Source organism: Persicobacter sp. CCB-QB2, assembly GCF_001274635.1.
In the GTDB taxonomy this organism is placed as follows: Bacteria; Bacteroidota; Bacteroidia; order Cytophagales; family Cyclobacteriaceae; genus Persicobacter; species Persicobacter diffluens.
In genome coordinates this window covers 3237142-3262861 of record NZ_LBGV01000001.1, presented here as the reverse complement: position 1 = coordinate 3262861, position 25720 = coordinate 3237142, and the positions used below count along the sequence as shown (strand labels likewise).

At 43.5% G+C, this 25720-nt stretch carries 21 protein-coding genes; 14 read left to right on the top strand and 7 right to left on the bottom strand.

What is annotated here, in order from left to right; genetic code table 11:
- Window positions 1–120: 120 nt before the first annotated feature.
- Window positions 121–369 (bottom strand): 4a-hydroxytetrahydrobiopterin dehydratase, encoded by a 249-nt coding sequence (locus NG22_RS14390; RefSeq protein WP_301280977.1) that lies wholly within the window; start codon window positions 367–369, stop codon window positions 121–123.
- Window positions 370–543: 174 nt separating this feature from the next.
- Here NG22_RS14390 and NG22_RS14385 point away from each other — a divergent pair, with 174 nt between their 5' ends.
- Window positions 544–795 (top strand): acyl carrier protein, encoded by a 252-nt coding sequence (locus NG22_RS14385; RefSeq protein WP_053406365.1) that lies wholly within the window; start codon window positions 544–546, stop codon window positions 793–795.
- A 135-nt stretch (window positions 796–930) separates the two neighbouring features.
- Window positions 931–1563, top strand: a complete 633-nt coding sequence (locus NG22_RS14380; protein ID WP_082305090.1) for a nicotinamide mononucleotide transporter family protein — start codon at window positions 931–933, stop codon at window positions 1561–1563.
- 523 nt (window positions 1564–2086) lie between these two features.
- Here the strand turns inward: NG22_RS14380 and NG22_RS14370 are convergent.
- Window positions 2087–2935 (bottom strand): universal stress protein, encoded by an 849-nt coding sequence (locus NG22_RS14370; RefSeq protein WP_053406362.1) that lies wholly within the window; start codon window positions 2933–2935, stop codon window positions 2087–2089.
- 943 nt (window positions 2936–3878) lie between these two features.
- On the opposite strand from NG22_RS14370, the gene thrA reads away from it, so the two are divergent.
- From thrA to pheA, 5 genes are all read left to right on the top strand, one after another.
- Window positions 3879–6332: a bifunctional aspartate kinase/homoserine dehydrogenase I gene (gene thrA / locus NG22_RS14365; RefSeq protein WP_053406361.1), complete on the top strand. Its 2454-nt coding sequence runs from the start codon at window positions 3879–3881 to the stop codon at window positions 6330–6332.
- A gap of 138 nt (window positions 6333–6470) precedes the next feature.
- The gene (locus NG22_RS14360; RefSeq protein WP_053406360.1) at window positions 6471–7436 is read left to right on the top strand and encodes a homoserine kinase; all 966 of its coding nucleotides are present in this window, start codon (window positions 6471–6473) and stop codon (window positions 7434–7436) included.
- An 18-nt stretch (window positions 7437–7454) separates the two neighbouring features.
- A complete protein-coding gene (gene thrC, locus NG22_RS14355; RefSeq protein WP_053406359.1) occupies window positions 7455–8747 on the top strand; it encodes a threonine synthase in 1293 nt (430 codons plus the stop codon).
- A 72-nt stretch (window positions 8748–8819) separates the two neighbouring features.
- Window positions 8820–9560, top strand: a complete 741-nt coding sequence (locus NG22_RS14350; RefSeq protein WP_053406358.1) for a DUF2807 domain-containing protein — start codon at window positions 8820–8822, stop codon at window positions 9558–9560.
- 7 nt (window positions 9561–9567) lie between these two features.
- Entirely contained in the window at window positions 9568–10638 is a 1071-nt protein-coding gene (gene pheA, locus NG22_RS14345; RefSeq protein ID WP_053406357.1) for a prephenate dehydratase, read from the top strand.
- A gap of 59 nt (window positions 10639–10697) precedes the next feature.
- Here pheA and NG22_RS14340 read toward each other — a convergent pair whose 3' ends face one another.
- Window positions 10698–10964, bottom strand: coding sequence for a DUF2492 family protein (locus tag NG22_RS14340; protein WP_053406356.1), 267 nt, complete (start codon window positions 10962–10964; stop codon window positions 10698–10700).
- Between the two features lie 57 nt (window positions 10965–11021).
- Between NG22_RS14340 and NG22_RS14335 the strand changes: the two genes are divergently transcribed.
- Window positions 11022–11630 carry a Crp/Fnr family transcriptional regulator gene (locus NG22_RS14335; protein ID WP_053406355.1) on the top strand — a complete coding sequence of 203 codons (609 nt, stop codon included), beginning with the start codon at window positions 11022–11024 and terminating at the stop codon, window positions 11628–11630.
- 127 nt (window positions 11631–11757) lie between these two features.
- Here the strand turns inward: NG22_RS14335 and NG22_RS14330 are convergent, their stop codons facing one another.
- Window positions 11758–12408, bottom strand: a complete 651-nt coding sequence (locus tag NG22_RS14330) for a hypothetical protein (protein ID WP_157601116.1) — start codon at window positions 12406–12408, stop codon at window positions 11758–11760.
- Between the two features lie 125 nt (window positions 12409–12533).
- The gene (gene ndk / locus NG22_RS14325; RefSeq protein ID WP_053406353.1) at window positions 12534–13004 is read right to left on the bottom strand and encodes a nucleoside-diphosphate kinase; all 471 of its coding nucleotides are present in this window, start codon (window positions 13002–13004) and stop codon (window positions 12534–12536) included.
- Between the two features lie 349 nt (window positions 13005–13353).
- Here ndk and NG22_RS14320 point away from each other — a divergent pair, with 349 nt between their 5' ends.
- The 6 genes from NG22_RS14320 to NG22_RS14300 all read left to right on the top strand — a co-directional run bounded on the left by NG22_RS14320 (window position 13354) and on the right by NG22_RS14300 (window position 20235).
- On the top strand, window positions 13354–13830 hold the full coding sequence (locus NG22_RS14320; RefSeq protein WP_053406352.1) for a MarR family winged helix-turn-helix transcriptional regulator: 477 nt from the start codon (window positions 13354–13356) through the stop codon (window positions 13828–13830).
- A gap of 43 nt (window positions 13831–13873) precedes the next feature.
- On the top strand, window positions 13874–16273 hold the full coding sequence (locus tag NG22_RS14315; RefSeq protein ID WP_053406351.1) for a 3-hydroxyacyl-CoA dehydrogenase/enoyl-CoA hydratase family protein: 2400 nt from the start codon (window positions 13874–13876) through the stop codon (window positions 16271–16273).
- Between the two features lie 31 nt (window positions 16274–16304).
- A complete protein-coding gene (locus tag NG22_RS14310; protein ID WP_053406350.1) occupies window positions 16305–17477 on the top strand; it encodes an acetyl-CoA C-acyltransferase in 1173 nt (390 codons plus the stop codon).
- Between the two features lie 94 nt (window positions 17478–17571).
- The gene (locus NG22_RS14305) at window positions 17572–19377 is read left to right on the top strand and encodes an acyl-CoA dehydrogenase family protein (protein WP_053406349.1); all 1806 of its coding nucleotides are present in this window, start codon (window positions 17572–17574) and stop codon (window positions 19375–19377) included.
- A gap of 213 nt (window positions 19378–19590) precedes the next feature.
- On the top strand, window positions 19591–19755 hold the full coding sequence (locus NG22_RS17855; protein ID WP_157601115.1) for a hypothetical protein: 165 nt from the start codon (window positions 19591–19593) through the stop codon (window positions 19753–19755).
- A 126-nt stretch (window positions 19756–19881) separates the two neighbouring features.
- Window positions 19882–20235 (top strand): DUF6787 family protein, encoded by a 354-nt coding sequence (locus tag NG22_RS14300; RefSeq protein WP_053406348.1) that lies wholly within the window; start codon window positions 19882–19884, stop codon window positions 20233–20235.
- A 295-nt stretch (window positions 20236–20530) separates the two neighbouring features.
- Here the strand turns inward: NG22_RS14300 and NG22_RS14295 are convergent, their stop codons facing one another.
- Entirely contained in the window at window positions 20531–22816 is a 2286-nt protein-coding gene (locus NG22_RS14295) for a serine/threonine protein kinase (RefSeq protein ID WP_053406347.1), read from the bottom strand.
- Between the two features lie 467 nt (window positions 22817–23283).
- Complete coding sequence (locus NG22_RS14290; protein ID WP_053406346.1) at window positions 23284–25560, bottom strand: ATP cone domain-containing protein; 2277 nt, start codon at window positions 25558–25560, stop codon at window positions 23284–23286.
- Window positions 25561–25720: the final 160 nt, after the last annotated feature.

Sequence of the window (25720 nt, the reverse complement as noted above, 5' to 3'; positions counted from 1 at the left end):
CTTCGTCTTAATCCACTTGTCAAAAAGATTGTCTTTTTCCAAGAACTGTTACGAAGGTAAGAAAGCCGGATTAATTGGACATGATCTACCGGTTGATTTTATTCATTTTCCCCTTGAAAATCATGCAAGAAGGTTATCAATGGCCTTGGCCAATGTGCGGTCTTTATCGGTGATGGTATTGCCAGCGTCATGAGTGGTCAGTTCGATGGTAACCTGATTGTAAACATTACTCCAGTTGGGGTGGTGATCCATTTTCTCGGCAATGATGGCCACCTGGCTCATAAAGCCAAAGGCCTCAATAAAATTTTTGAATTTGAAGGTTTGGCTAAGGCGGTTGTTTGATTCAGTCCAATTACTCATGGCTTTAATTAAATTTAAAGAGTTTGAATTCCTGTTGATAACTTAAAATATGATGTTTTTTTTGGTAGTTTTAAGTTTAATTGTTCTTTTTGATAATTAGAACACATGTGTTTTTTGCATGTTTAGTATCTGAGGAGTTTCATGGCTGCGCTCCTCACTATTAGAATAAATTCAACATTTGTTATGAGTCCTTATTACGAAAAAATCAAATCGATTCTGGTGGGTTTGAAAGTGGCTGAAGATACTATTCGCCCGGAGGCAGATCTGATTAATGATCTTGGTTTATCCTCTGTTGATGTGGTTGATTTGATTTTCAGTATTGAAGCTGCTTACGATTTAAAAATTCCTGAAGAAGAAATTCACAATCTATTGACCATTAAAGATTTGGAAGCTTACATTAAGAATAATGTTTCGCTGTATCATAGAGAACACTAAGTTGGTGTTCCCATCTTTAAAAGCCTGATCATTTACGCAAGTGGTCAGGCTTTTTTGTTGTTTGTCGGGATTTAGTGATTTTTTTTGTTAAATTCTGTTAATACCATACCCCCGTCGAACAAAGTTAAACTTCTTATGATGAGCCTTTTATTACAATTCATTGATGCTCCTCTACGGATGCTCCACCAAACTGGCTCATGGATGATCCCTGCAGTGCTGGCCGGAGGCTTGTTCTTATGGTTATTGGCGAGGAATGATCAAAAGGCGTGGTGGGCCGCTTCATTTTCCTCTATTTGGTATAGTGGCTGTTGTTTGGCCTTTGGTTGGTGGGTTCAGGCTTTATGGGGCATTGTTTATTTGGGTATATCAATCTACGGTTGGTGGCACTGGCCCAGCCTGGGGAAGTCTTTTCAGGTGTGGTCTCTACAGGAGCATTTGATGTATTTGGGCAGTGGACTGCTTTTATTTGCCATTTTGGTGATTGTCGGTTTTCAGCTGCATGATGCCATTTTGTTTTATGTGCATTCTTATATTTCGTTGGCGGCTGTTGTAGCTCTTTGGCTATCTTCTCAGAAGTTATTGGGCTCCTGGATTTATTGGGTGTTGATCGGAACCATCGGCGTATTTGCGCATGCCTTTGTGGGGAATTATCTATCCGCAGTGGTGATGGCGGTTTTCGTTTTTGTGGGCGTTTATGGATACATCCGCTGGCTGGAAGAATGGAAAGAAAGTAATGGCGAACATCTTTGGGCGCGGGGGCAGCTGTAGTTTTCTCGCCTTTTTATTTGAGTTATGATTCCTCCGGTTTTCTCCAATGGATGGATTACTGGAAACACGGCTTTTTCATAAAACTACAAATGGACATATTATAGGAATGATCTAGTTCCCAATGCCGGTCTATTTGATTTGAGCACTTGTTTAAGAGTTGGCTTACTATCTTTTACAGTATTGACATTATAGTATAAAATCTTCCGCATCAATAGTCCGGTCTTGATCAATGGGCGGATAGACAAAAGTTCTGCTGGCGATAAGAGAGCATCACAGCTACATTTTAGCCATATTTCACCAGTCTCTTGCCCTGTCCAAATGTCGCCTTGATGGATTCCGTCAGCTGGTTCTTTGTTCCGCCGACATTGATCACAAGCCTTGGTTTTTGGTTTCGTTTTTTTAAAAAAAGCGCTGTTACTGGAAATTACTTTTCCGGCTAAATGAATAAATCGATTTTCATTTTCTGGCCGGGGCATAAAAAAAGCAGCCCGGGGAAGGCTGCTTTTTAGAGTGAATTGGAAAATTAACTTTGCGAAAGTACGTGTGTATTAATCAGCATTACCGGGCAGTCCGCCTTTTTAACTACTGATTCAGCAACACTTGATTTGAATAAATTCAAGAAGCCGTCATGCGAGTTAGTTAGCATTGCAATCAAATCAATGTTAAACCATTCTGCTGTTTCGGCAATGGACTGAGCAACGTTAGAAGAAATTTCTTTATGTAATACATAATTATTGAGCTGATGCCTTCTGGCGAACAGTTCCAGATTCAAATTAATCTCTTCCAAAGTTTTTTCCTTTCCTTGGGAAATATACAACACGTGCAATACTGCATTAAATTTTTCCGCAAAGACCTTTATTTTGTTGATAGCGTCATCATCCTCATGAACAAGGTCCGTGGTCATCAGGATGTTCTTTATTTTTACGTCGTTTTTTGCGCCTTCTTTAATCGTTACTATAGGGCATCCGGAATGGCGAATAACAAAATCGGTATGGTTACCAATTAAGTATTCAGCAAAGTCTAACTCTCCACTGGTTCCCATGACAATCATGTCCACATCATGGTTACGAAGGAAAGTGTTTACCCCATTTTCAAAAGAGTCTTCCACTAGGTGGGTTTGCACCAGTACACTGGTAGTATCTAAAGCGGCAACCCATTCGCGCATTTGGCGGCGAACGTTCGTGTCAATCACCTCATCAGACTCTTCAAGGTACTCATAGCCCAACATATACCCGCCCTGGGTGCGATGTAGTTGAGAGCAATTAAGGAAAGTGACTTTGCCAAAATTCTCTCGGGCCAAATTCAGCGCCAATTCAGCACCATGGGTAGCAATGTTGGTGAAATCGGTGGGAACTAATATGTGCGGTGTCATGGTTTTGGGAGTTAATATGGAGAAAATGTCTCGAGAATAAGTTTTTGATTGCGCTAAGCAAACCTCAGATGAACGACTACATTATTAATATAATCTTCATTTCTGAATTTTACCATAATCTTTGTTTGATCCATACATGATTTTTCACCCTGACTGATTTCAGTGTTTCTTACAGGGTAACACTAAATATTTTTTGGGAAAATATTAATAAAACCTCCCTTTGGTTTTGAAAAAATAGAATTGGAATGCATTAAATGTCAGGGTTTTATAATATGGATGTTTATTTGAAGTTAATTTCCTTTTATAAATTACTCCTAACGATTAGATGCATATATTGCCGGCTTAAAAAGCGGGGGGAAAATGAGCCATTGCTTTCAATAAACGGGACTTTTTGTTTCCAAATTTTCAATAGCGTTTCAGACCGGATCATTCATGTTTCAATCCCCGTTTAGCTGCACGGCAGGAAAAAGGAAGAAATTTTTTCCATTTCATTTTTTTCCAACAAAGCAGATGAAGGAGGAGAAAGCAAGCTGGCCTAATTTTGGGCGATTAATGAATCAGTAATTACGATCTCATTGAGCTGAAATAAAATGCTTAAGTCGACTCGATTAATTTAGTGGTGAATAATTCGGTTTAGGCTCCTCATTCAAATAAAGAAAGTGACAGCTTGCCTTTGTTTAAAAGTGAGGCTTTTTGCTATTAAATGTTTGTCATTTCTGAATTCACCTAATTTTGTTTGGTCTTGGGTTGTTTATAGGGGAAAATGAATGGAAATTCAGACATTTTATGTCTTTCTATTTTTGTTTCCGTATATTGACGGACTAAATAAAAAAATCCCTATTTATTGAAAATGCCTTGTGGTTTTTTGCAAATCACTGTCGGGTATTGTATAAATTCATGGGATTTGTTGATAATTTTTTAATCAATTTTTCTTTTCGGATCAATGAAAGTCTTAAAGTTTGGAGGAACGTCGGTAGGATCACCAGAAGGCCTGAAGCAGGTAATCGGGATCCTGAAGGACTATCAGCAAAAAGGAGAGCAGGTCGCAGTCGTAAATTCAGCGCTCTCTGGTGTGACCAATCAGCTGGTAGCCGTAGGAAAGATGGCTTGCTCGAATGATCCTGCCTATGAGGAGGTATTGGAGTCGATCAAGCAGCGTCATTTTGAAATGGTGGAAACCATCATGACCGACGAGACACGAACACGAGTTTACAATAATATTAAGGTTTTTCTGAAAGAATTGAGTGACCTTTTGCAAGGGGTTAATTTAATTAAGGAGTTGTCCAAGCGCACCGAAGACCTGATTTTAAGCTTTGGTGAAAGAATGGCCAGCTACCTCTTAAGCGAATATGCGAGCCAGGAAGGGGTGGCTGCCGAATTTGCAGATGCCCGCCGATTGATCGTAACGGATGGGAACTTTGGTAATGCAAGGGTATTGTTCGAAGCCACTAATCGGAATATTGGGGAGCATTTTTCTAAAGCGAACCATTTACAAATTATTACGGGATTCATCGCCTCTACAGAGGATGGGGTAACTTCTACTTTAGGCAGAGGGGGCTCTGATTATACCGCAGCCATTGTGGGAGCAGCTTTGGATGCGGATCAGATTGAAATTTGGACCGATGTGGATGGTGTGATGACTACTGATCCTCGCCGGGTGAAAAAGACTTACTCTTTGAAGTCCCTTTCCTATGCGGAAGCGATGGAGATGTCTCATTTTGGTGCCAAAGTGATTTACCCGCCTACCCTGGCACCGGCCATGGCCAAAAGTATACCTTTGAGTATTCGTAATACTTTTAATCCTGATTTTGAAGGTACTTTGATTTCAAATGCCTCTTCAGACTGGGATTATGATGTAAAGGGCATATCTTCCATTCAGGAAGTGGCTTTGGTAAACTTTCAGGGCAGTGGTATTATGGGCGTACCGAATGTGCCCAACCGCTTATTCAATGCGCTTTCTGAGGCGGAAATTAACGTAATCTTCATTACCCAGGCTTCCTCTGAGCGTTCTATCTCCTTTGCCATTGCTCCCGATGATGGTCCAAGAACCAAGGAGGTATTAGAGCAGGAGTTTAACCTGGAAATGATCAACCATAAAATTGATGCGGTAGAAATTCGCTACGATTTGGCTGTAGTTGCTACGATCGGAGAGAATATGAAGCATCAGCCCGGGGTTGCGGCCAAGTTGTTTGGTGCTTTGGGTCGGAATGGTATCAATGTAGTGGCGATTGCACAGGGAACTTCTGAGCTGAATATTTCTGTAGTGGTAGAGCGTAAGGATTTTTCTAAAACCCTGAATGCGCTGCATGATATTTACTTCCTGTCGACGGAGACCCGTCTGAACCTGTTCATCGCAGGAGTGGGACTGATTGGTTCTACCTTGTTGAATCAGATCAAGGCGCAGTACGATAATTTGTTGAAGCAACACCTGAAGATCAATATCGTCGGGATTGCCAACAGTAAACAATTCCTTTTTGATCTGGATGGTATTGATCTGGACAACTGGAAAGCAGAATTACTGGAAAGGGGTCGTAAAGGGAATATTGATGATTTCGTGACCGAAATGGTGGAGCTGAACTTGTCCAACTCCGTATTTGTGGATAATACCTCCAGCCAGGCAGTAGTGGAGAATTACCAAAGGGTATTGAATAATTCCATTTCCATTACCACGCCTAACAAGCTGGCCAGTTCCGGGGACTTCCTCAAGTTGCAGGAAATCAAGAACACGGCTTATCGTCGTGGCGTGAAATTCTTTTATGAAACGTCTGTGGGAGCCGGTTTGCCGGTGATCACCACTTTGAATGATTTATTAAATTCCGGAGACCGTATTCAGAAGATTGAAGGCGTGCTGTCCGGTACACTATCTTATATTTTTAATTCCTTTAAGGCCGGGACTTCTTTCTCGGAAATCGTGAAGGAAGCACAGGCGGCCGGATTTACCGAGCCTGATCCACGCGATGACCTGAACGGAATGGATGTACGTCGTAAGATTTTGATTCTTTCCCGTGAGGCGGGTTATCAGATGGACATCTCTGATGTGCAGATTGATGGTATTTTGCCGGAATCCTGCATGCAAGCTCCCGATGTACCGGCTTTCTTTGAGGAATTGGCGAAGCATGATCACCATTTTGAAGGCTTGTTGAAAGAGGCTGAAGCCGAAGGGAAAGTACTTCGATTTATCGCCAGCATGGAAGGTGGTAAGGCATTGGTTGCTTTGAAAGCCGTAGGCCCGGAGCATCCTTTCTTTAGCCTTTCAGGGAGTGATAATATCATTTCCTTTACGACCCCGCGCTATTTGGAGCGCCCATTGGTAGTAAAAGGCCCTGGTGCCGGAGCGGAAGTCACCGCAGCCGGTGTATTTGCAGAGGTTATCCGAATCTTTAATTATTTATCTTAGAATAAAAGATATTGAAAAGAGGAGGAGGTCATCAGGTTTCCTCCTTTTTTTGGTCTGAAGGACCAAACATCCCAAATCAGCAACATATCCCAAAGTGAACTCTTAGTTTAAATTTTCACCCCTAATTGAATTTTGTTTATGGAGAAATTATCATCCATTAGCGTTTTCGCCCCGGCAACCGTAGCCAATGTAACCTGCGGATTTGATGTGCTGGGCTTTGCCATTGATGCCCCTGGTGACACCTTGGAACTGACCTTAACCGAAACGGGCGAGGTGCGAATTACGGAAATTACGGGAGACGAAGGGAAGTTGCCATTAGCGGTGGAGAAAAATACGGCCGGAGTGGCGGTGCTGGAGTACCTAAAACACTTGGGAATAAAGCAGGGGGTAGATATTCGCCTGCATAAACAAATGCCCTTGGGTAGTGGATTAGGCTCCTCGGCGGCCAGCGCGGTTGGGGCAGCCTTTGCCATTAATGAGTTAATGGGCGCACCTTTGGAAAGGAAAGACTTACTGCCTTTTGCACTGGAGGGAGAACGCGCCGCCTGTGGCTTTGCCCATGCGGATAATGCGGCAGCGGCATTGATGGGCGGCTTTGTATTGGTAAGAAGTTATGAGCCACTGGATGTGGTCAATATTACGGTTCCCGAGGATTTATATGTGACCGTGATCCACCCGGATGTGGAGGTGCCGACCAAACAAATGCGAAAATTGCTTAAGGAGCAGGTGCCATTAAAAGATGCCGTTACCCAGTGGGGAAATGTAGGGGGACTAATTGCCGGATTGATGAGTAGTGATTATGCCCTGATCGGCCGATCTATGGAAGATGTGATCGTGGAGCCCTTGCGCTCTACCCTAATTCCGGGCTTTCAGGAAGTGAGGAAAGCAGCCATGGTAGCCGGAGCCCTGGGTTTTGGAATTTCCGGTTCAGGCCCCTCACAATTTACTTTTTCCCAAGGGCCTGAAACGGCTCAAAAAGTGGCGGAAGCGATGGAAACGATCATCAAATCACTGGGCTTTACTTATCAGGTGTATGTTTCCAAAGTAAATATGCAAGGCCCTACGGTATTGGCAGCCGAAGCACAGCAGCAATCCACTGTTTAATCCGAATTCTTATTTTTTATGAAACTTTACAGCACAAATAATAAAGATCATCAGGTTAGCTTTCAGGAAGCACTATTCCGTGGATTACCACCGGATAATGGTTTGTATATGCCAACAGCCATTCCTGAATTACCTTCCTCCTTTTTTGAAAAATTACCGGGCCTGAGCTTTCAGGAAATTGCCCTGGAGGTAACTTCCGCCCTTTTATCGGAGGAAGTTCCGGTGGAGGTGCTTAAATCAATTTGCGATGATGCTTTTGATTTTGAAGTACCACTGGTGGAAGTAAGTCCGAAGGTGTATGCTTTGGAATTATTCCATGGCCCTACCCATGCCTTTAAAGATTTTGGCGCCCGCTTTATGGCCCGCATCATGGGGTATTTCTTGGAGAAAAGCGGCGAGCAGATTCATATTTTGGTCGCCACTTCAGGAGATACCGGTAGTGCCGTGGCGCAGGGATTTTTGGGCGTGAAAAATATTAAAGTGTCCATCCTCTACCCTTCCGGAAAAGTGAGTCCTTTGCAGGAAAAGCAACTGACCACCGCCGGGCAGAATATCTCAGCTTTGGAAGTAGAAGGTACCTTTGATGATTGTCAGGCCATGGTCAAGCAGGCATTCCTGGATCAGGAGTTGTCAAAAAAATGCGGACTGAGTTCAGCAAACTCCATCAATATTGCCCGCTTAATTCCACAATCGCTCTATTATTTCTGGGCTTATGGGCAATTGCAAAAACAGGGATTACCGGTGAACTTTTGTGTACCCTCCGGGAATTTTGGAAACCTGACCGGTGGTTTGCTGGCCAAGAAAATGGGGCTGCCGATAAAGCATTTTATAGCCGCTACGAATGTAAATGATATTGTTCCGCAATATCTGGAAAATGGCCAATATGAGCCACGCCCTTCCATTGCCACCATTTCCAATGCCATGGATGTTGGGGCACCGAGTAATTTTGCCCGAATGCAAGCCTTATTTGGAGACTCTTGGGAGGAAATGAAAGCGGAGATTTCCGGCTATGCTTTTGATGATGACACTACCCAGGAAGTGATGGTACGCATTCAAAAGGAATGTGACTACCCGCTGGATCCGCATGGTGCCGTGGGCTATCTGGCCATTGCCGATTTTCTGCAGGATAAAAATGAAATCGGCGTTTTTCTGGAAACAGCTCACCCGGCCAAATTTCATGAGGTGGTAAAAGCGACAACGGGTCTTCAGCCGGTCATTCCCCCTAAACTGGAGGCATTACTGGAATTACCCAAAGAAAGTCGATTAACGCCTCCTACTTTTGAAGCATTGAAAGCTTATTTGGTAGAATAACCGACAGCTATTTGGCGGTATTTTTCCGGTAATTATTCTAAGTCTTTTGGATTTACCCTATTATTGTCTTTGATGATAGGGAAACTTAAGAAATTAAATATATTTGGCGGCTTATGGCTGGTGCTGTTTTTACAGGCCTGTCATGAACCGCGACGCCCCAAAAACCTGCAACTGGAAACTTTTGAGCTGGAGGTTCCTCCATTCAGGAAGTTGAAAGTGGAAGGAAACTTTGAGGTGGAGATTCAACCCTCCAATCGTAATTATGCCCTCTTTGAAGGAAATGAAGAGTGCCTGAAGGCGATAGTGATGGACTGGAAGGGAGACACGCTTCTGATTGCTTTGGAAGCAGGTTTTAAACCTTTGATAACGCCCCGGCTTTGCCTGGATTACCAGCGATTGGATGGTATCTATTTAATGGGGAACGGAAAGCTGGAAAGCCCGCAGCCATTGATATTTGATCATTTGGAAGTGGTTTTAAGTGGCCTGAGCGACTTGTGCTTGACCCTGGATGTCCTCTATTTGAATATGGAGATGGAAGGGGCCGGAACCATGCAATTAGAGGGCCGTGCCCGGAGAGTAAAGGCGCAATTGTTAGGCGCCGGGGGCTTACGGGCAGCAGGCCTGTTGATGGATCAGGCGGAGATACAGGTGAAGGGCATGGGCGGAGCTATTGTCCGGGTAGCGGAAGAGTTAAAGGCTGAAGTGAGTGGTATTGGCGGCATTTTATGCTTGCAAAAACCAGTGGTTTTGAAGCAAAAAGTTACCGGAGCCGGAAGGGTGGAGATTCAGGAAGAGAATGAAAAATTGAAATAAATAAAATATGGAAAATCTGGATGCACTCAGACAGAAGATCGATGACATTGACGAGCAAATGCTCCAATTGTTGAACGATCGGATGGAAGTGGTTAAAGAAGTAGGACATTTAAAAGCGCACCATAAAACGGTGATCTATCGTCCGGAGCGTGAAAAAGCAATTATTGATCGATTAGCGAAATTGAGCAAAGGTTCTTTTAACCGATCGGCCATTGAGGCAGTCTTTCATCAGATTTTTGCCATTAGCAGAAATCTGGAATTGCCGGAACGCATCGCCTATTTGGGGCCGATGAATTCTTTTACCCATCAGGCTGCTGAGAGCCGATTTGGTGCATTGTCAGAATATTTGCCCTTGACGACTATCTCCAAGGTTTTTGATGCAGTAAGTACCGGAAAAGTACGCTTTGGCGTGGTGCCTATTGAGAATAATCAGGAGGGAATCGTGGCCGACACCATCGACTTATTGGGAAAACATGATCTCAATATTGTGGCAGAGGTGGCCATGCCGATTCACTTTGCTTTCGGAACGAAAGAGAATTCGGTCAAAAGCATCAAGAAGATTTACTCTCGTGATATCGCCTTTCGTCAATGTAAAAGCTTTTTGGGAGAGTTTTTCGAAGAAGGACAAGTGGAACTGATTCCGGTGAACTCTACTTCTAAAGCGGTGAAAATGGCAGCGGAAGAAGAAGGTGCAGCAGCCCTTTGTTCGCATGTGGCAGCCAGAGAATATGCTTTACCAATTCTGTATGAAAACGTGGAGGATTCAGAGGATAATTTCACGCGCTTCCTGATTTTGGGTAAAGAGATTGTTAATAAGCAATCCGGTAAGGACAAAACCACTATTCTGGCCAAAATCGGAGATAATCCGGGTGCCCTAGTGAATATGCTGCAGGATTTTTATCAGGCGGGCATTAATCTGACCAAAATCGAGAGTCGTCCGGCTAAAGAAGGAAAGAACTTTAAATACTGGTTCTTCATTGATTTTGAAGGCCATATTGAAGATGAGTCCGCCAAAGCGGTAATGATGGTGAACCGGGACAAGATTAAGTTCCTCGGGAGCTATGTCCGGATGTGTTAATAGCCAATAAAAAATAAAAAAGGGAGATCCGATTCAATTCAGATTTCCCTTTTTCATTTTCAGGCCTGAAAATTTTCATGCCCATTACAAATCTGCATGGAAGGATGAAGCCTGACTTTTCCGCTATCATCCAATACCACTTTATTTCTTCCCATTAGGAATTCCAACGCTTCTTCTTTTGGGAAAGGAACACCCGAACAAGCCATGAACTGCACATCAGCACCCCAATTTTCAGCAATAGCCGTTTCCAGGCCGGATGCATTCCATTTTCCGTTGTTTTGTTCTACCAGGAAGATAACCTCGTGAATATGCTTTATATTGTTCATCGTAATTTAGTTTATTGAAGACCCTACAATTTTCCGCAAATCAAAATTGCCAATGATATGACCGATGTCATAAGGGAATTAATTCCTGAAAATATACTTAGAGAAAATGGTGCCCAATTAGTGGAAGGAGCCCGTGGAATGGAGATTTTTTCAGAAGGAGAAGCTCCTGTTTTTTACTATCAGGTGGAAAGTGGTGCCGTGAAAATGGCTCATTTTGCAGAAGACGGACGGGAATTTGTCCAGGGGGTCTTTCATAAAGGAGAAAGCTTTGGCGAGCCGGCAATTTTTGGGGACTTCCCCTATCCTTCCGGTGCTTTCATGTTGGAAAAAGGCAGGTTGTGGAAATTGCCTTCCGAAAAATTGATGGAAATACTGGAACATCGGCCTGATTTGCATTTCAAATTTACCCGTAATTTATCCCACCGCCTGCGCTATAAGGCCATTATGCAAAGCGAAAATGTGGGCGCAGCACCGCAGCGGATTCTGCGATTGATGGAGTATTCGATGGAACAGGCGCAGGCTTGCAGGCCTTATCAAGTTTCTCTTACGCGTCAGCAAATCGCTGATCTGACCGGACTACGGGTTGAAACAGTCATTCGCACCATCAAAAAATTGGAGCAAAAAGGGGATTTGGAAATAGCCGATAAAAAGGTCTGGCTCAAATAAAAAAAGGGAAGAGGCCAATGACCTTTCCCTTTTCGTATCGTTTATTTCTACTATTTCTGTTTTGGAGTATACTAGCAAACATTAAGCCAATGTGGGTAAACCCCTGGTATATTTAGAAATTTGATAATCAAAATCCCAGCTTGATCTGCTCTCTGCCTTTTTTGGGTTTCAGGATAAAACCAGCCTCTCCTTTTTCCAGTGAATATTTGATTACACGGTTTCCCCCTGTGGGTTTGGCATTGGTATCCGACTCATTATACAAGGGAAATTCCCGTACCAGCAAATCATCCTTAATGTAAAAGCGATCATGGCCCATATAGCCTTGGGCAAGATCCTCCGTCATTTCCGGCATGTAAATTGGCCCGAAAGATTTATCGCCGAAGGAAGCAAAAGCATGAACTTTTCCATAGGTGCCTGAACCGATGGAATATTCAAACAGATAGATTTCCTGAAAGCCATCACCGTTTAAGTCAGCCTGATAACCCTCACGTACAATACCTTCTATCTTAGTCGTGAAGGGATCTTTCATATTTTCAAAGCCTTCTGGATTGATGGTAATCAGGTTATCCGTGGTGGTATTGGGAATATGGACCATCATTTTGACCTTACCTAAATCGAAAGCTTGCTCAAAGGCCACCGCCCCTGATGTTTTTTCTTCCTTTGAGTTTTCCGCCTTTGCTATGGCTTCTTCTCTATCGCCTTGCTGCTCTTTTTCCTGACATGCAATGAAAAATACAAAAACGAATAAGTATAATAGTTTGGTGCTTAGGTTATTCATGATAAACAGAACTTTTGAATCATAAAAATTGCCAAAAAAAGAGAAATAAAAAAGCACCTGACCAAATTGGCCGGTGCATATTTACTTTTATCATTAATACAAATGCCGGAAAGTGTGTGGTCAAACTATCGAGGGACAATCTGATTCGCCGCCATCATAACCTCTCCGTCTTTTGTGAAAATCTCAGAACGGGAGAAAAAGAACATGGCTTCATTGAGGGCATTTTCATCACTATCAGAGCCATGAACCGCATTTTTGCTGACAGATTCTGCAAATAATTTACGAATAGTGCCGGATTTGGCCTCTTCCGGATTCGTGTTTCCTATCAGCGCCCGGTAGGCCTCTACTGCATTTTCTTTTTCCAAAACCGCCACCACGATAGGGCCGCTGGTCATGAATTCCACCAATGACTTAAAGAAGGGACGGTCGCGGTGGATGCCGTAAAAAACCTCCGCTTGTGCAGTTCTGAGTTTGATCATTTTCATGGCTGCAATACGGAAACCGGCTTCGGTGATTTTGCTGAGGATAGGCCCGATATACTCATTGCTTACCGCTCCGGGCTTTATCATGGTGAAAGTTAGATTACCTGATTCCATACATTAAATACTTAGTGGTTATGTTGTTTTAATTAAAATTTGAGGATTTTATTGAGAAAAGCAAGTGTTATGGCTTCAATATTTACGTCATATTATGACATTATCAAAAGGTGTTTATTGTTATAAATTTTAGACTTTATTTGAGTTGATTGCTGACCTTTTTGAAGTAAGATAAGAATAAGTCTATTTTTTTTATGGCGCAGTTTCCTTATTGAGTACAGAATAGTCGGATTTTGAGGGTTTTATCATGTCTTTAGTTTCTTATTAATGCTATTGAATATCAATTTTTTGCAAAAATAGTCTGCATGCAGAACAAATTTTCGTTATATTAGGTTAAGACGCTGTGAGTATGAAGAAAGAAGAAACTGTAGATTATATTTTTAAAGCCACCTGGCATGCCATCTCCCGGATGTATAATAAATATGCTTCCTCCCAGGAGATAACGACCTCCATTGGTTATGTGTTACTGAACATCCACCCCACCGAAGGTATGCCCGCTACCAAAATTGCCCCTTTAATGGGCTTGGAAAGTCGGTCACTGTCTCGCTTACTTAAAAATATGGAAGACCGGGGTCTGATTTACCGGGAAAGAGACAAGTATGATAAAAGGTCAGTTTTAATATTTCTGACTGAAGAAGGCCGCAAGAAAAGAAGCGTTTCCATCGCTACGGTGAAGGCCTTTAATCATGAGGTAAGAGATAAAGTAAGTGAGGAAGAGCTAGCTACTTTTTTCCGAGTGTCCGGAAAAGTAAACGAGGTGGTGGATGCAAGCTTAAAGAAGAAAACTAACCTGTTGGCAGATTATCAGTCCGCAGACCTGAAATAAAATTCCCTTAAACTAAACCCAAAACAAAATTTTTTACCACACCATGAACCGATCAATCAAAAAAGCAGCAATCCTGGGCTCAGGAATTATGGGCTCCCGCATTGCTTGTCATTTGGCCAACATTGGCGTCGAGGTGCTTTTGCTGGATATTGTTCCTCGGGAACTTTCCGAAGCGGAGCAGCAAAAAGGCCTGACGATGGAATCCCCTCAGGTGCGTAATCGCATTGTGACGGAGATGTTCCAAACCGCCGTAAAAGCTAAACCCGCTTCCCTTTACGATAAGTCATTTCAATCACGCGTAAGCCTTGGGAATTTCGATGATGATATGTCGAAAATCAAAGAGGTGGATTGGATTATTGAAGTGGTGGTGGAAAATCTGGAAATCAAGAGAAAGGTTTTCGATCAGGTGGAGCAGTTCCGTAAGCCGGGTACTTTGATCACTTCCAATACCTCCGGTATCCCCATTCATTTAATGTTGGAGGGCAGATCGGATGATTTTAAAAAGCATTTCTGCGGGACGCACTTCTTCAATCCGCCAAGGTATTTGAAATTGTTGGAGATCATCCCGACGCCATATACTGATCCGGAGATTGTGGACTTCTTCATGAAATACGGAGATGTTTATCTGGGTAAAACCACTGTGCTTTGTAAGGATACCCCTGCATTTATTGCCAACAGAGTGGGGATTTATGCCATTCTGAAAGTGGTGGATTCCATGCAGAAGCTAGGGCTGAATATCGATCAGATTGATAAACTTACTGGTCCGGTGATCGGTCGTCCGAAATCTGCCACCTTCAGAACCTCTGATGTCGTGGGTTTGGATACACTGGTGAAAGTAGCCAACAACCTCTATGCGGCCTTGGAAAATGATGAAAGCCGGGAGACTTTCAACCTGCCACCGGTGATCAATGAAATGATCGAGAAAAAATGGCTGGGAGATAAAACGAAGCAAGGCTTTTATAAGAAAACCAAAGATGAGAATGGTAAGAAGGTCATCCTGACGCTGGATCTGGAGGATATGGAATACAAGCCTAAACAAAAGGCTTCCTTCCCTACCCTTGAAATGACTAAGCCGATTGATGATGTTAAGGAGCGCTTTAAAATATTGCTTTCCGGAAAAGATCAAGCCGGGGAGTTTTACCGTGATTCCTTCTTTGGCTTGTTTCAATATGTATCCAATCGTATTCCGGAAATCACCGATGAGCTCTACAAAATAGATGATGCCCTTTGCGCCGGTTTCGGTTGGGAAGTTGGTCCGTTCAAGACTTGGGATTTGGTGGGTGTTCGCAAGACGGTAGCTAAAATGGAAGCCGCTGGATACAAGCCTGCCGCTTGGGTTTATGAAATGCTGGAAGCCGGACATGAATCCTTCTTCAAAGCAGAAGCCGGAGCAACGACCTTCTATGATATTCCAACCAAATCTTTCAAAGGCATTGCAGGTACAGAAGATTACATCATTTTGGATAATCTTCGGGAGAGCAAGGTGGTTTGGAAAAATTCAGGTGCTTCTATTTTTGATATTGGAGATGGCGTTTTGAACCTGGAATTCCATTCCAAAATGAATACCATGGGCGGTGAGGTGATCGAGGCCATTAATAAAGCCATTACCCTTGCCGAAGAAAAATATACCGGATTGGTCATTGCCAATAATGGGCAAAACTTCTCCGCCGGTGCAAATCTGGCCCTGATCTTCATGAATGCCATTGAGCAGGAATACGATGAGATCGACTTCATGATTGCAGCCTTCCAGAAAACGATGATGCGCGCTCGTTATTCTTCCGTTCCGGTAGTAGTAGCACCACATGCTTTAACCCTGGGTGGAGGTTGCGAATTGACGTTACACGCGGATCGCGTACAAATGGCTGCCGAGACCTATATCGGTTTGGTGGAAGTGGGCGTTGGTTTGATTCCTGCTGGTGGTGGCACCAAGGAATTGACATTGAGAGCTGCGGATCGCTATGTGGAAGGGGATGTGGAATATAATGCCTTGCAGGAGGCTTTCATGTCTATTGCAACCGCTAAAGTGGCTACCTCCGCTCACGAAGCATTAGGAATGAATATCCTGAGACCGGTCGATGGCATTACCTTGAGTAAGAATCGTCAGATCACGGAGGCCAAAGCGACGGTATTGAAGTTGGCGGCAGAGGGCTACACCCAAAAGCCACAGCGCACTTTCAAAGTACAGGGACGTGGAGGAATGGCGATGTTCTACGCCGGAGTGAATGGCATGAGAATGGGGAATTATATCTCGGATCATGATGTGAAGATCGCTCATAAAATTGCCCATGTGATGTGTGGTGGTGATTTGTCTGCTCCTACCATGGTGACCGAGCAATATCTACTGGATTTGGAAAGAGAGGCCTTCCTGTCCCTGACCGGAGAGAAGAAGACTTTGGAAAGAATCCAGGCTATTCTGAACGGTGGTAAGCCGTTACGCAACTAATATCCCTTTACCAAACGCAAAAGAAATAATCATGAATGCATATATCGTTGCCGGTTATCGATCGGCAGTAGGAAAGGCGAAAAAGGGCGGTTTCAGGTTTACCCGTCCGGATGATATCGCCTCGGATGTGATCAAACACCTGGTGAATCAGGTGGATGGTTTTGACACCAAAAGAGTGGATGATCTTATCGTGGGTTGTGCCATTCCGGAAGCAGAGCAAGGCATGCAAATGGGGAGAATGATCTCTTTATTAGCATTGGGCATTGAAACTCCGGGTTTCATCGTGAACCGTTATTGTGGTTCCGGTTTGGAGGCGATTGCAATCGCGAGTGCCAGAATCCATGCTGGGCAGGCGGAATGTATCATTGCCGGTGGAGCAGAGTCCATGTCGATGGTGCCGATGATGGGTTTCAAAACGGCTTTGAACTATAACATAGCCAATGAGACGCCGGATTATTACACCTCGATGGGTTTGACGGCGGAGCAGGTGGCTTTGAAATATGAGATCAGCCGGGAAGATGCCGATCAGTTCGCATTGAATTCTCATCAAAAGGCTTTGGTCGCTTTGGAGCAACAGAAGTTCAAAGATGAGATCGTACCGATTTCGATTGAAGAGGTTTACCTCGATGAAAAAATGAAGCGCAAGAGCCGTTCATTTGTGGTAGATCAGGATGAAGGACCTCGAGCTTCAACCATGGAAGCCTTGGGGAAATTACGTCCTGCTTTCGCTATGGGCGGGCAGGTAACCGCTGGTAATTCCTCTCAAACATCCGATGGTGCCGCTTTTGTCATGGTGATGTCAGAAGCCATGGTGAAAGAATATAATCTTGAGCCAATAGCCCGTTTGGTGAGCTATTCCGTGGCCGGAGTAGCGCCCAAATTGATGGGTATCGGGCCAGTGGAGGCGATCCCAAAAGCCTTGAAGCTGGCAGGTTTGCAATTGGCAGACATCGAGCAAATCGAGTTGAATGAGGCCTTTGCCGCTCAGGCTTTGGGTGTGATTAAAGGTGCAGAGTTGAATCCCGAAATCGTCAATGTGAACGGAGGAGCAATTGCCCTGGGACACCCACTGGGTTGTACTGGTGCGAAGCTATCGGTTCAATTATTCAATGAAATGCGTCGTAGAAATCAGAAATACGGAATGGTAACCGCCTGCGTGGGTGGTGGTCAGGGTGTAGCTGGTGTTTACGAACTACTCAAATAAGTCCGACAAGGACAAATTCACACATATTTGAAGGGAGGCGATTGTCAGTCCGCCTCCCCCCTCTTTCGAACAACAAAATAAACTATACCCTATTATGGAGACCCTGAACAAAGAAAAAAAAGCCATTAAAGGAGGCGAGTTCCTGATTTCCGAAACCTCCCCTCAAGATGTTTTTACGCCCGAGCAGTGGAGTGAAGAACAAAAAATGATAGCGCAAACTTGTACGGATTTCGTGGAGCATGAAGTATATCCTAAAGTGGAGGAGCTTGATGCGATGAAAGATCCGAAGTTGATGCCGAATTTATTAGATAAATCCGGTGAGTTGGGATTATTGGGAACTTCCATTCCGGAACAATATGGTGGCTTTGGGATGGACTTCAACACCTCCATGTTGATCGCAGAGAAAGTAGGTGCAGGTTACTCCTTCGCAGTAGCCTTGTCGGCACATACGGGCATTGGTACCCTTCCGATTTTGTATTATGGAAATGAGGAGCAGAAAGCCAAATACCTGCCAAAATTGGCCACCGGGGAATGGAAAGCTTCTTATTGTTTGACCGAGCCCGATTCCGGTTCTGATGCCAACTCCGGTAAAACCAAGGCGGACCTTACTCCGGACGGTAAACATTATTTGATCAATGGTCAGAAGATGTGGATCACCAATGGAGGTTTTGCCGATGTCTTCATTGTATTTGCTAAAATAGAGGACGATAAGAACCTGACGGCTTTCATCGTGGAGAAAGGCTTTGGTGGGGTGACCATGAATGAGGAAGAGAAAAAGATGGGGATTAAAGGTTCTTCTACCCGTCAGATTTTCTTCAACGACTGTAAGGTGCCGGTGGAAAATATGCTTTCAGAGCGGGAGAATGGTTTCAAGATCGCTTTGAATATCCTGAATATTGGTCGTATCAAATTGGCTTCTGCTACCTTGGGAGCCGCTAAAGGGGTGATCAAAAATGCTTTGAATTACTCCCAGGAGCGTAAGCAATTCGGGAAATCCATTGCGGAATTCGGGGCGATAAAACACAAGCTGGGCGAAATGATGGCACGGGTTTATGCTTCGGAAGCCGCCACCTATCGTGCCGGACAAAATATTGATGACGCCTATGATGCTTTGGTTGCCGGAGGAATGGAAGAAGGGGAAGCTAAATTAAAGGCAGTAGAAGAATTTGCCATTGAATGTGCCATGTTGAAAGTGCACGGCTCCGAGACTTTGGATTTTGTAGTCGATGAAGGCGTTCAGGTATATGGCGGTATGGGTTATTCTGCAGATGCGCCGATGGAAAGAGCTTATCGTGATTCCCGTATCAATCGAATTTTCGAGGGAACCAATGAAATCAATCGCATGTTGACCATCGATATGTTGCTGAAAAGAGCATTGAAAGGTAAACTGGATCTGATGAGTCCGGCTATGGCGGTGGCCAAAGAGCTCACTTCTATTCCGGATTTCGGTGGAGATGATGACGAGCGTGTATTGGCCGCTGAGCATAAATTAATCAAAAACCTGAAAAAGGCAGGCTTGATGATTGCCGGGGCAGCGGTGCAGAAGTTGATGGCCACCCTAAAAGATGAGCAGGAAATTCTGATGAATCTGGCGGATATGCTGATTCAGGTTTATGCTTTGGAATCGGCGGTATTGCGTACGGAGCGTATCATTGAATCTGAGGGAGTAGAGGCGGCTAAAGTGCATATTGAAATGGTGAAGGTCTATGCCCATTATGCAGTAGATGAAGCCACAAAGGCGGGTAAGCAAGCCATTTATGCTTTTGCGGAAGGCGACGAAATGAGAATGATGCTCATGGGCTTAAAGCGCTATACAAAAGTGCAGCCTCATAATTTGAAAGTAGCCAGAAGAACCATTGCTGATTATTGTCTGGATAAGGGGGATTATCCTTTCAATTAAAGAATTTAATGGTGTGTGATGCTTCCCTTTTTTCAAAGGGAAATAAAACCGGTCTGTTTGGGCCGGTTTTTTTATTTTTTTATTAGATATTGATGAATAATGGATTTTTATGTTCATTAATAGAAAAATGCGTTTCCGTGATTTCACTTACGTTTTTGTGAACCCAAAACCATGGAAAGTATTATTTGATAAAAACCCACATTAAATCTTATTATGAAAATCAGAAGAAATCTTTTGGCGGTGCTGTTCGGCGCTTTAATGGTGCTTTTCGGAACAGGACTTAGTTCCTGCGCAAAAAAGACCTATAACTCGTATGGGAAGAAAAAAACAATTAAAGACAAAGGAAGAGGACATACCAAGTATAAAACGATCTATTAAGTTGTAAGGAGTTGCTTTCTAGTTCGTTAAGTCCTGTTTTAAGCAGGAAATAGTAATTGGATATACTGGAATTGACAATTTTTCTTAAATTGCGAACTGATAATCATCAGGTAGAAGCGAAAAAACATGATTTCCGAAGATATTAATAAGCAAGGTAAACTTGCCAAAGTGGGATGGATTGCCAAAATGGAGAAAAAATGGGAGTTGGATAGCGCCTGGCAGGTGTTGATTATTCTTTTGGTTTTTTCCCTGACGGGTTCCACGGTGGTCTGGCTTAGAAAAGGACTCTACTTTGCATTGGGTTATGACGATACCACCCCAATGTGGTTGAAAGTAATTACTTATTTGGTTTTTGTATTCCCCTCTTATCAGATTTTAATCCTAGTCTACGGATGGATCTTTGGACAATTTGATTTTTTCTGGAAGAAAGAGAAAAAGATGCTTCAAAGAATGAGACTGATGAAAAAGGAGAAGCAATAATACTTCGAAATAAAGAAAGGTAAGCAGAAGCTTACCTTTTTGTTTATACCTGTTTTTTTCTAGCCCGAAATATTCACCGCTAATTTATTAAGACGCGCTTAGGGGGCGTGTGCCAGCGCATTGGCTGATTTTGCTGATTTTTTAATCGCTCAAATAGAGTTTAGCCTGCTTTTTCTTTATTTAGCGGCCTCCTTGGAAAAAACTCGAAATAGGGAATGATTCCTTCACTTTTTTCCGCTTTAGCTAAACGGAGGTTTATGCATGTATAATCCGGCTCAGGCATGCCTTATTCGGATTAAAGATCATAAGCATCGTACTTTTTCCACCACTCCTTTCTTTTGGCTTCTGTCCAGCTATAGCTTAATCGAAACGCTTCTAATTGATCAATAACCTCCTCAATATTCGCTGGCCGGTCTTCCATATCATAAGCCATACAGCTGAATAGGAAATCAATAAAGGCCTGTGGTTGATCATGAAGTTGGTAAGCTTCTAAATTGATCATGCTCGGAGATAAGGGCTTGCCACCCAGGTTACTCTGGGAAAGCATATCAATCAGTAATTTTTTCCCCATCAGGAAAAAGCCGATGGCGCCCAAAGCGTAAATATCGACCCGGTGATCCGCCAGTTTCGGATTGGTCATTCTTTCCGGGGCCAGATAAGAGGGGGTTCCCGCTACCTGATTCAGCTGCGTGATTTCTTCGGTATTGCGCATGTCCTTCACCAAACCAAAATCCAGTACTTTTACGAAATCAGGCTCACCGCCAATCTTGCAAAGCATAATATTCTGTGGTTTGATATCCCGGTGCACCAAGCCCATCTGATGCGCTTCTTTTAATGACTTGGAGATTTGATAAAGGATATGTAAAATTCGCTCTACCGGTTGCTCCCCATGCTGATTCACTAACTCCTGAAGGGAGATACCATCCAGATATTCCATGGCATAATAAAAGCGACCATCCTTGGTGTAATTGTAATCATACACACGAATGGTATTCGGATGAGACAGGCGCGCCACTAATTGTACCTCTCGCTCAAATCTTTGCAGGTGCTCCGGCTGGATCAACTCTTTTTTCAGGACCTTAATCGCGGTAGGTCTTCTCAAAAAAGCATGTTCTGCCAGAAAGACTTCACCAAATCCTCCTTCTCCAATTTTTTTCTTGATCACATAATGCCCCATTTTATTGGCCTTGCTGACCTTTTTCTTCAAAAGCGAAATATTCACATTACTATTAAAAAGTAAAATGGAGAGGATAATGATGACGATGAACATCGGAAAATATACAATTCGGATGTATCGGATAGGAGCAAAAACTTCCGTAGCTTCCACCTCAGTGGCAACACCGAAGCCATATTCCGGAAGCCAATACCAGGCCCCCACCATCTCTTTTCCCGCATAATTGACATAGGGCTCCATCAAGGCTCCGAAAGTGAGAGAGTCAGATCCAAAAGACGCTTTTTCTTCTAATGCCGCTTGTACAATTTTGACCAGATCACTTTTCTTTTCCGGGTCTCTCATCGTCAGAACGTTTTTCTTGACCAGGGTATCTTTCTTGGACTTTATCAGTCCTACCTTATCTAGCTCAGTGATGGTTTTGGATATCAATTGCCCCTGATCATCAAAAGCATAGGATTCTCCTCCTTTTCCTTCCAGGGCTATATTGAACAATTTAGAAAACTGAATCTCGGGATCCATCGCCACCGCAATACCTCCAATTACACGGCCGTTTTCATCCCGTATGGGAGCGCAGAAATAACAGAAAGTATTGGTCGGTCCATCGGAAATAATGGTATTTTTTTCTTCCTGATAAGGAGGTAGAAAAACAGCTTTACCTTCTCGAATATCGGCCAATATTCCCATTAAGTCTTTGGCGATATAGGTGCCTATGACTTGACTTTGAGGTACGTAAGGAATTTTGGGATTACTGGAATGAAAGGCCACAATCGCCCCACTCAGGTCCAGCAAGGCAATAATAGAGGTATTGTTCCGTTCCGTTAGATTATTTAATAATGCACTGAAATCATCATGCGCTTTTACTGCGAATAGGCTATCCAGAAAGGGAAGGTTATTGGCCGCCTCCAGAATATCAACAGAGATATTTCGCAATTCAGTACTGTCATTAACTTCTCTTTCAATTTCTGTCAGGCGACTTTCTACCCAGGAACTCAAAATTTCATGATGGGCAGTAAGGATGGATTTCAACTCCTTCCGCTGTTGGTCTACAATTTGTTTCCTAACACCGCTCCTGAAAAGATTTCCGCAAAAAGAAATGAATAACAAACAGGAGATTAACACCATTAAACGTACCCTTTTGGGGAGTAAGAGCTGGTTTCTCCATTGCTCTAAAAGGGTGTGTTTTTTGTTTTTGGTGAATTGGGTATCCGCACCAACCCTTTGGATGATTTTAGCACTCTGGGTGCTGGTTTTAGGCTCCTCAACGAAATTTAATAGCGATAATACCTCTTTACGCAGGGCTTCATCACCTGCGCATAATTCCCGTACTTTAGGCTCCACCTCATGGGGAGGTAAGTCCATTACCTGGGCTAAGATATCACTTACTTTTTCGTGGTTATTTTGGCGCATATTGCTGAGTATAGGTGGTTAAGGACCTAAAAAAGAAATCTGAATTTATCCTTTTACAAAAATCAAGCCGATTCCTGTTAGATAAATATACGAAAAGTGACAAAATGAGGTCAATAGCAATCTTAATGGCCATTTACTCATTATTTGTTCCTTGTTTTTTCAAAACTAAAGGAAATTATTATACGAAAGATTAAAAAAAAGCCGTTTTCAGTTAAGAAAACGGCTTTTAACAATATTTAACTGTTTGATTAACCCGCATTATTCATGCTTTAATCCTCGTTTAGCTGTAAGGCGGAAAAAATGAAGGAATTTTTCCTATTTCGAGTTTTTTCCAACGAAACAGATGAATGAGGAGAAAGCAAGCTTTCCAAAATTTGGGCTATTATAATTCAAAGAAAATTAGGTTTAAAGACTTGAAATTATGTCACTTGTGTTGGCTTGATAAATTTGGCGGTGAATAATTAGGGTTAAATATCACACTGGCCGGCCATACAAGCTAATTCCTGAGCGGCCGTGGTATAATCTTCTTCCTCAAAACGGTAAATTTTCGAGAAATCAATTTCAGGGAATTCCGCACTTAATTTTTCATAAGTGGCCTGGTCAATTTCCACATATGGCATTTGATCAAATTGAGCATCATAAGCCGGAAGGAAGGTCATGCCTCCAATACGATTTTGATTTTCCCATACCCAACGAATGATATCCAACACTTCATCCTGCTTATAGGTGATGGTCACCGAAGGGTTATGTTCCGTATAATTTGATTTCACCCTTAACCAATATTCGCACTGCTCCAGTGCAGAGCGGTCATTGCGGGTAACTGCGCCTTCCGGAGCTTTGACCGGGAAGTGTGCCACCCAGGTTGTGGCATTGTCGGCAGTTTGTCCATTCTCCGGATCCATCGGTACGCCTGAAGTTTTCAATACCTTGTAAATAGGAGTGGCAGCTCCTACCCTTACATTTCGAATATAATAAGGAGCCCAGCGAGAGTGAATACCCGGCGAGCAATTCAATAGCTGAGAGGAGTTGCCGGAGGGCTTCACACAAGTAACCGAAGCAGACTGATTGATGCCCAACACCATTGCATAACGCGCATTCACATCTACTGCCAAATCCCTTAATTCTGCCATCACTTTTGGATCCTGTGCTAATGGGCTATCCAACTGTCCGTTGATGTCCACACCCAATAAACGCTCTTCCTCACAGTTCTTTCTCCATTGTTCACGAAGCCCGGGGAAGTGAGTGGCCATTGATTGAATTGTTCCAATGATGGTGGCTAATTCTACTTTTTCTTTCAGGTCTTCCAATGAATCTTCCGGACGGGCCACCGCTACGGAAAGGTTACAGAATTCAAATGGACGAAGGATGATTTCTCCACAAGGATTGGTTCCGAAGCGCGCCTCTTTTCTTCGTTCAGGCATGGTAGCAATGGCTGCTTTTCGGTTGAAAATACCAGGCTCACCACGCTCAGAATGTACCATGTCTAACATGTACTTGGCAATTTCTGCCTGAGACAATTCACGATCCGGCCATACCGCAGAGTTATTGGCGTTCCAGCGCTGTGGGTTGGTTCTCCAAAAATCCCCGTCTTTAGAATGACGCATCGCGTCATCATCAAAGTCGAATAGAGAAATCATCGCCGTACGGCGTACCCCACCGGATACTGCGGCTGAACCAATCGCACACATAATGTCGTGCGCATCCAATGATCTTAGGAAGCTACCCTGGCGTGCAATGATTCTTGCACGGGCAAAATCCAGCATTTGACGCAATGGCTCAGGACCGGAAGCACGGCCACCTTTAATGCGCAATACCGCACCTGCCGGGCGAACTAAAGAATAATCAAATTTAATGTCATAACCTTTGAACCAGGCATCCAGTCCAGCTCTTAGAGATTCTCCCCAACCCTCAGTCGTATCTTTGACCACGTGGGTAGCCAGCGTTTGTCCTTTTTGGCGTTTAATTCTTGGGAACTTTTCAATATGTTCGTTCTCTACCGAGAAGCCTACGCCGCAGCCCGCCATTGAGATCAACAGGGCTTCCACAAAGGAGTCCATGGAGTCTACTGGTAAGTAAGAACAGTTGTAAATGGACATATTGTTACGACGCGCCGCCGGACCCGCCATCGCCAATAGCCTCATCGAAGGCATTACACGCATCTCCAGAATGCCTTTGCGTAATCTTTCATAATCGGAGGCAGGTAATCTGCTCTCAGATAATTCCTTCATGAAATCCACCGCCCGGTCAACGGTTTCAATCCAGGTTTCTCGTCGGCCTTTTTCATAGCCAAAACGGGAGTATTTATCGTAAAATTGAAATTTTTGTAGTTGTGTCGGGAAGTAAACGTCTGAGGCCGCAAAGTCTTCTTTTACTTCCTGCGGTATTGGACGACTTTCACGCATTTTCGCATGCTCAGCACGATAAAGGATGTAGTGCTTTGCCGCTGCGTATTCTCCCTCCGCCTGAAGCGTCATCTCCACAATATCCTGAATATTTTCCACCGTCGGTACATCATACTGTGCGGAGACAATGTTGACCACTCTTTCAGTAAGACTGTCAATTAGGGTCTTCAATTCTGATGGCTGACGGCCCACATTTGCAAAACATTTATCCAATGCATTGGCAATTTTTTGTGGGTCGAAAACCACGCGCTTTCCGTTTCGTTTTACGATATGTTTGGGTTGGATCACTTTTACTTCTTTTTGTTCTTGGTTCAGGGTTTGAGTGGCGGCGTTCTCGGACATGAGTCTCTCCAATATTTTGGGTGAAAAATTGATTTATCACCGCCCATTTCATGACAAAAGTAACGACTTGTGGGCGGATTCGGTGTTTTTGGGAATGGAGCGGCCAAAGAAGTGGAGACTATAGCTAAAAATAGTACAAAATGGTAAGAGACTGATTTCT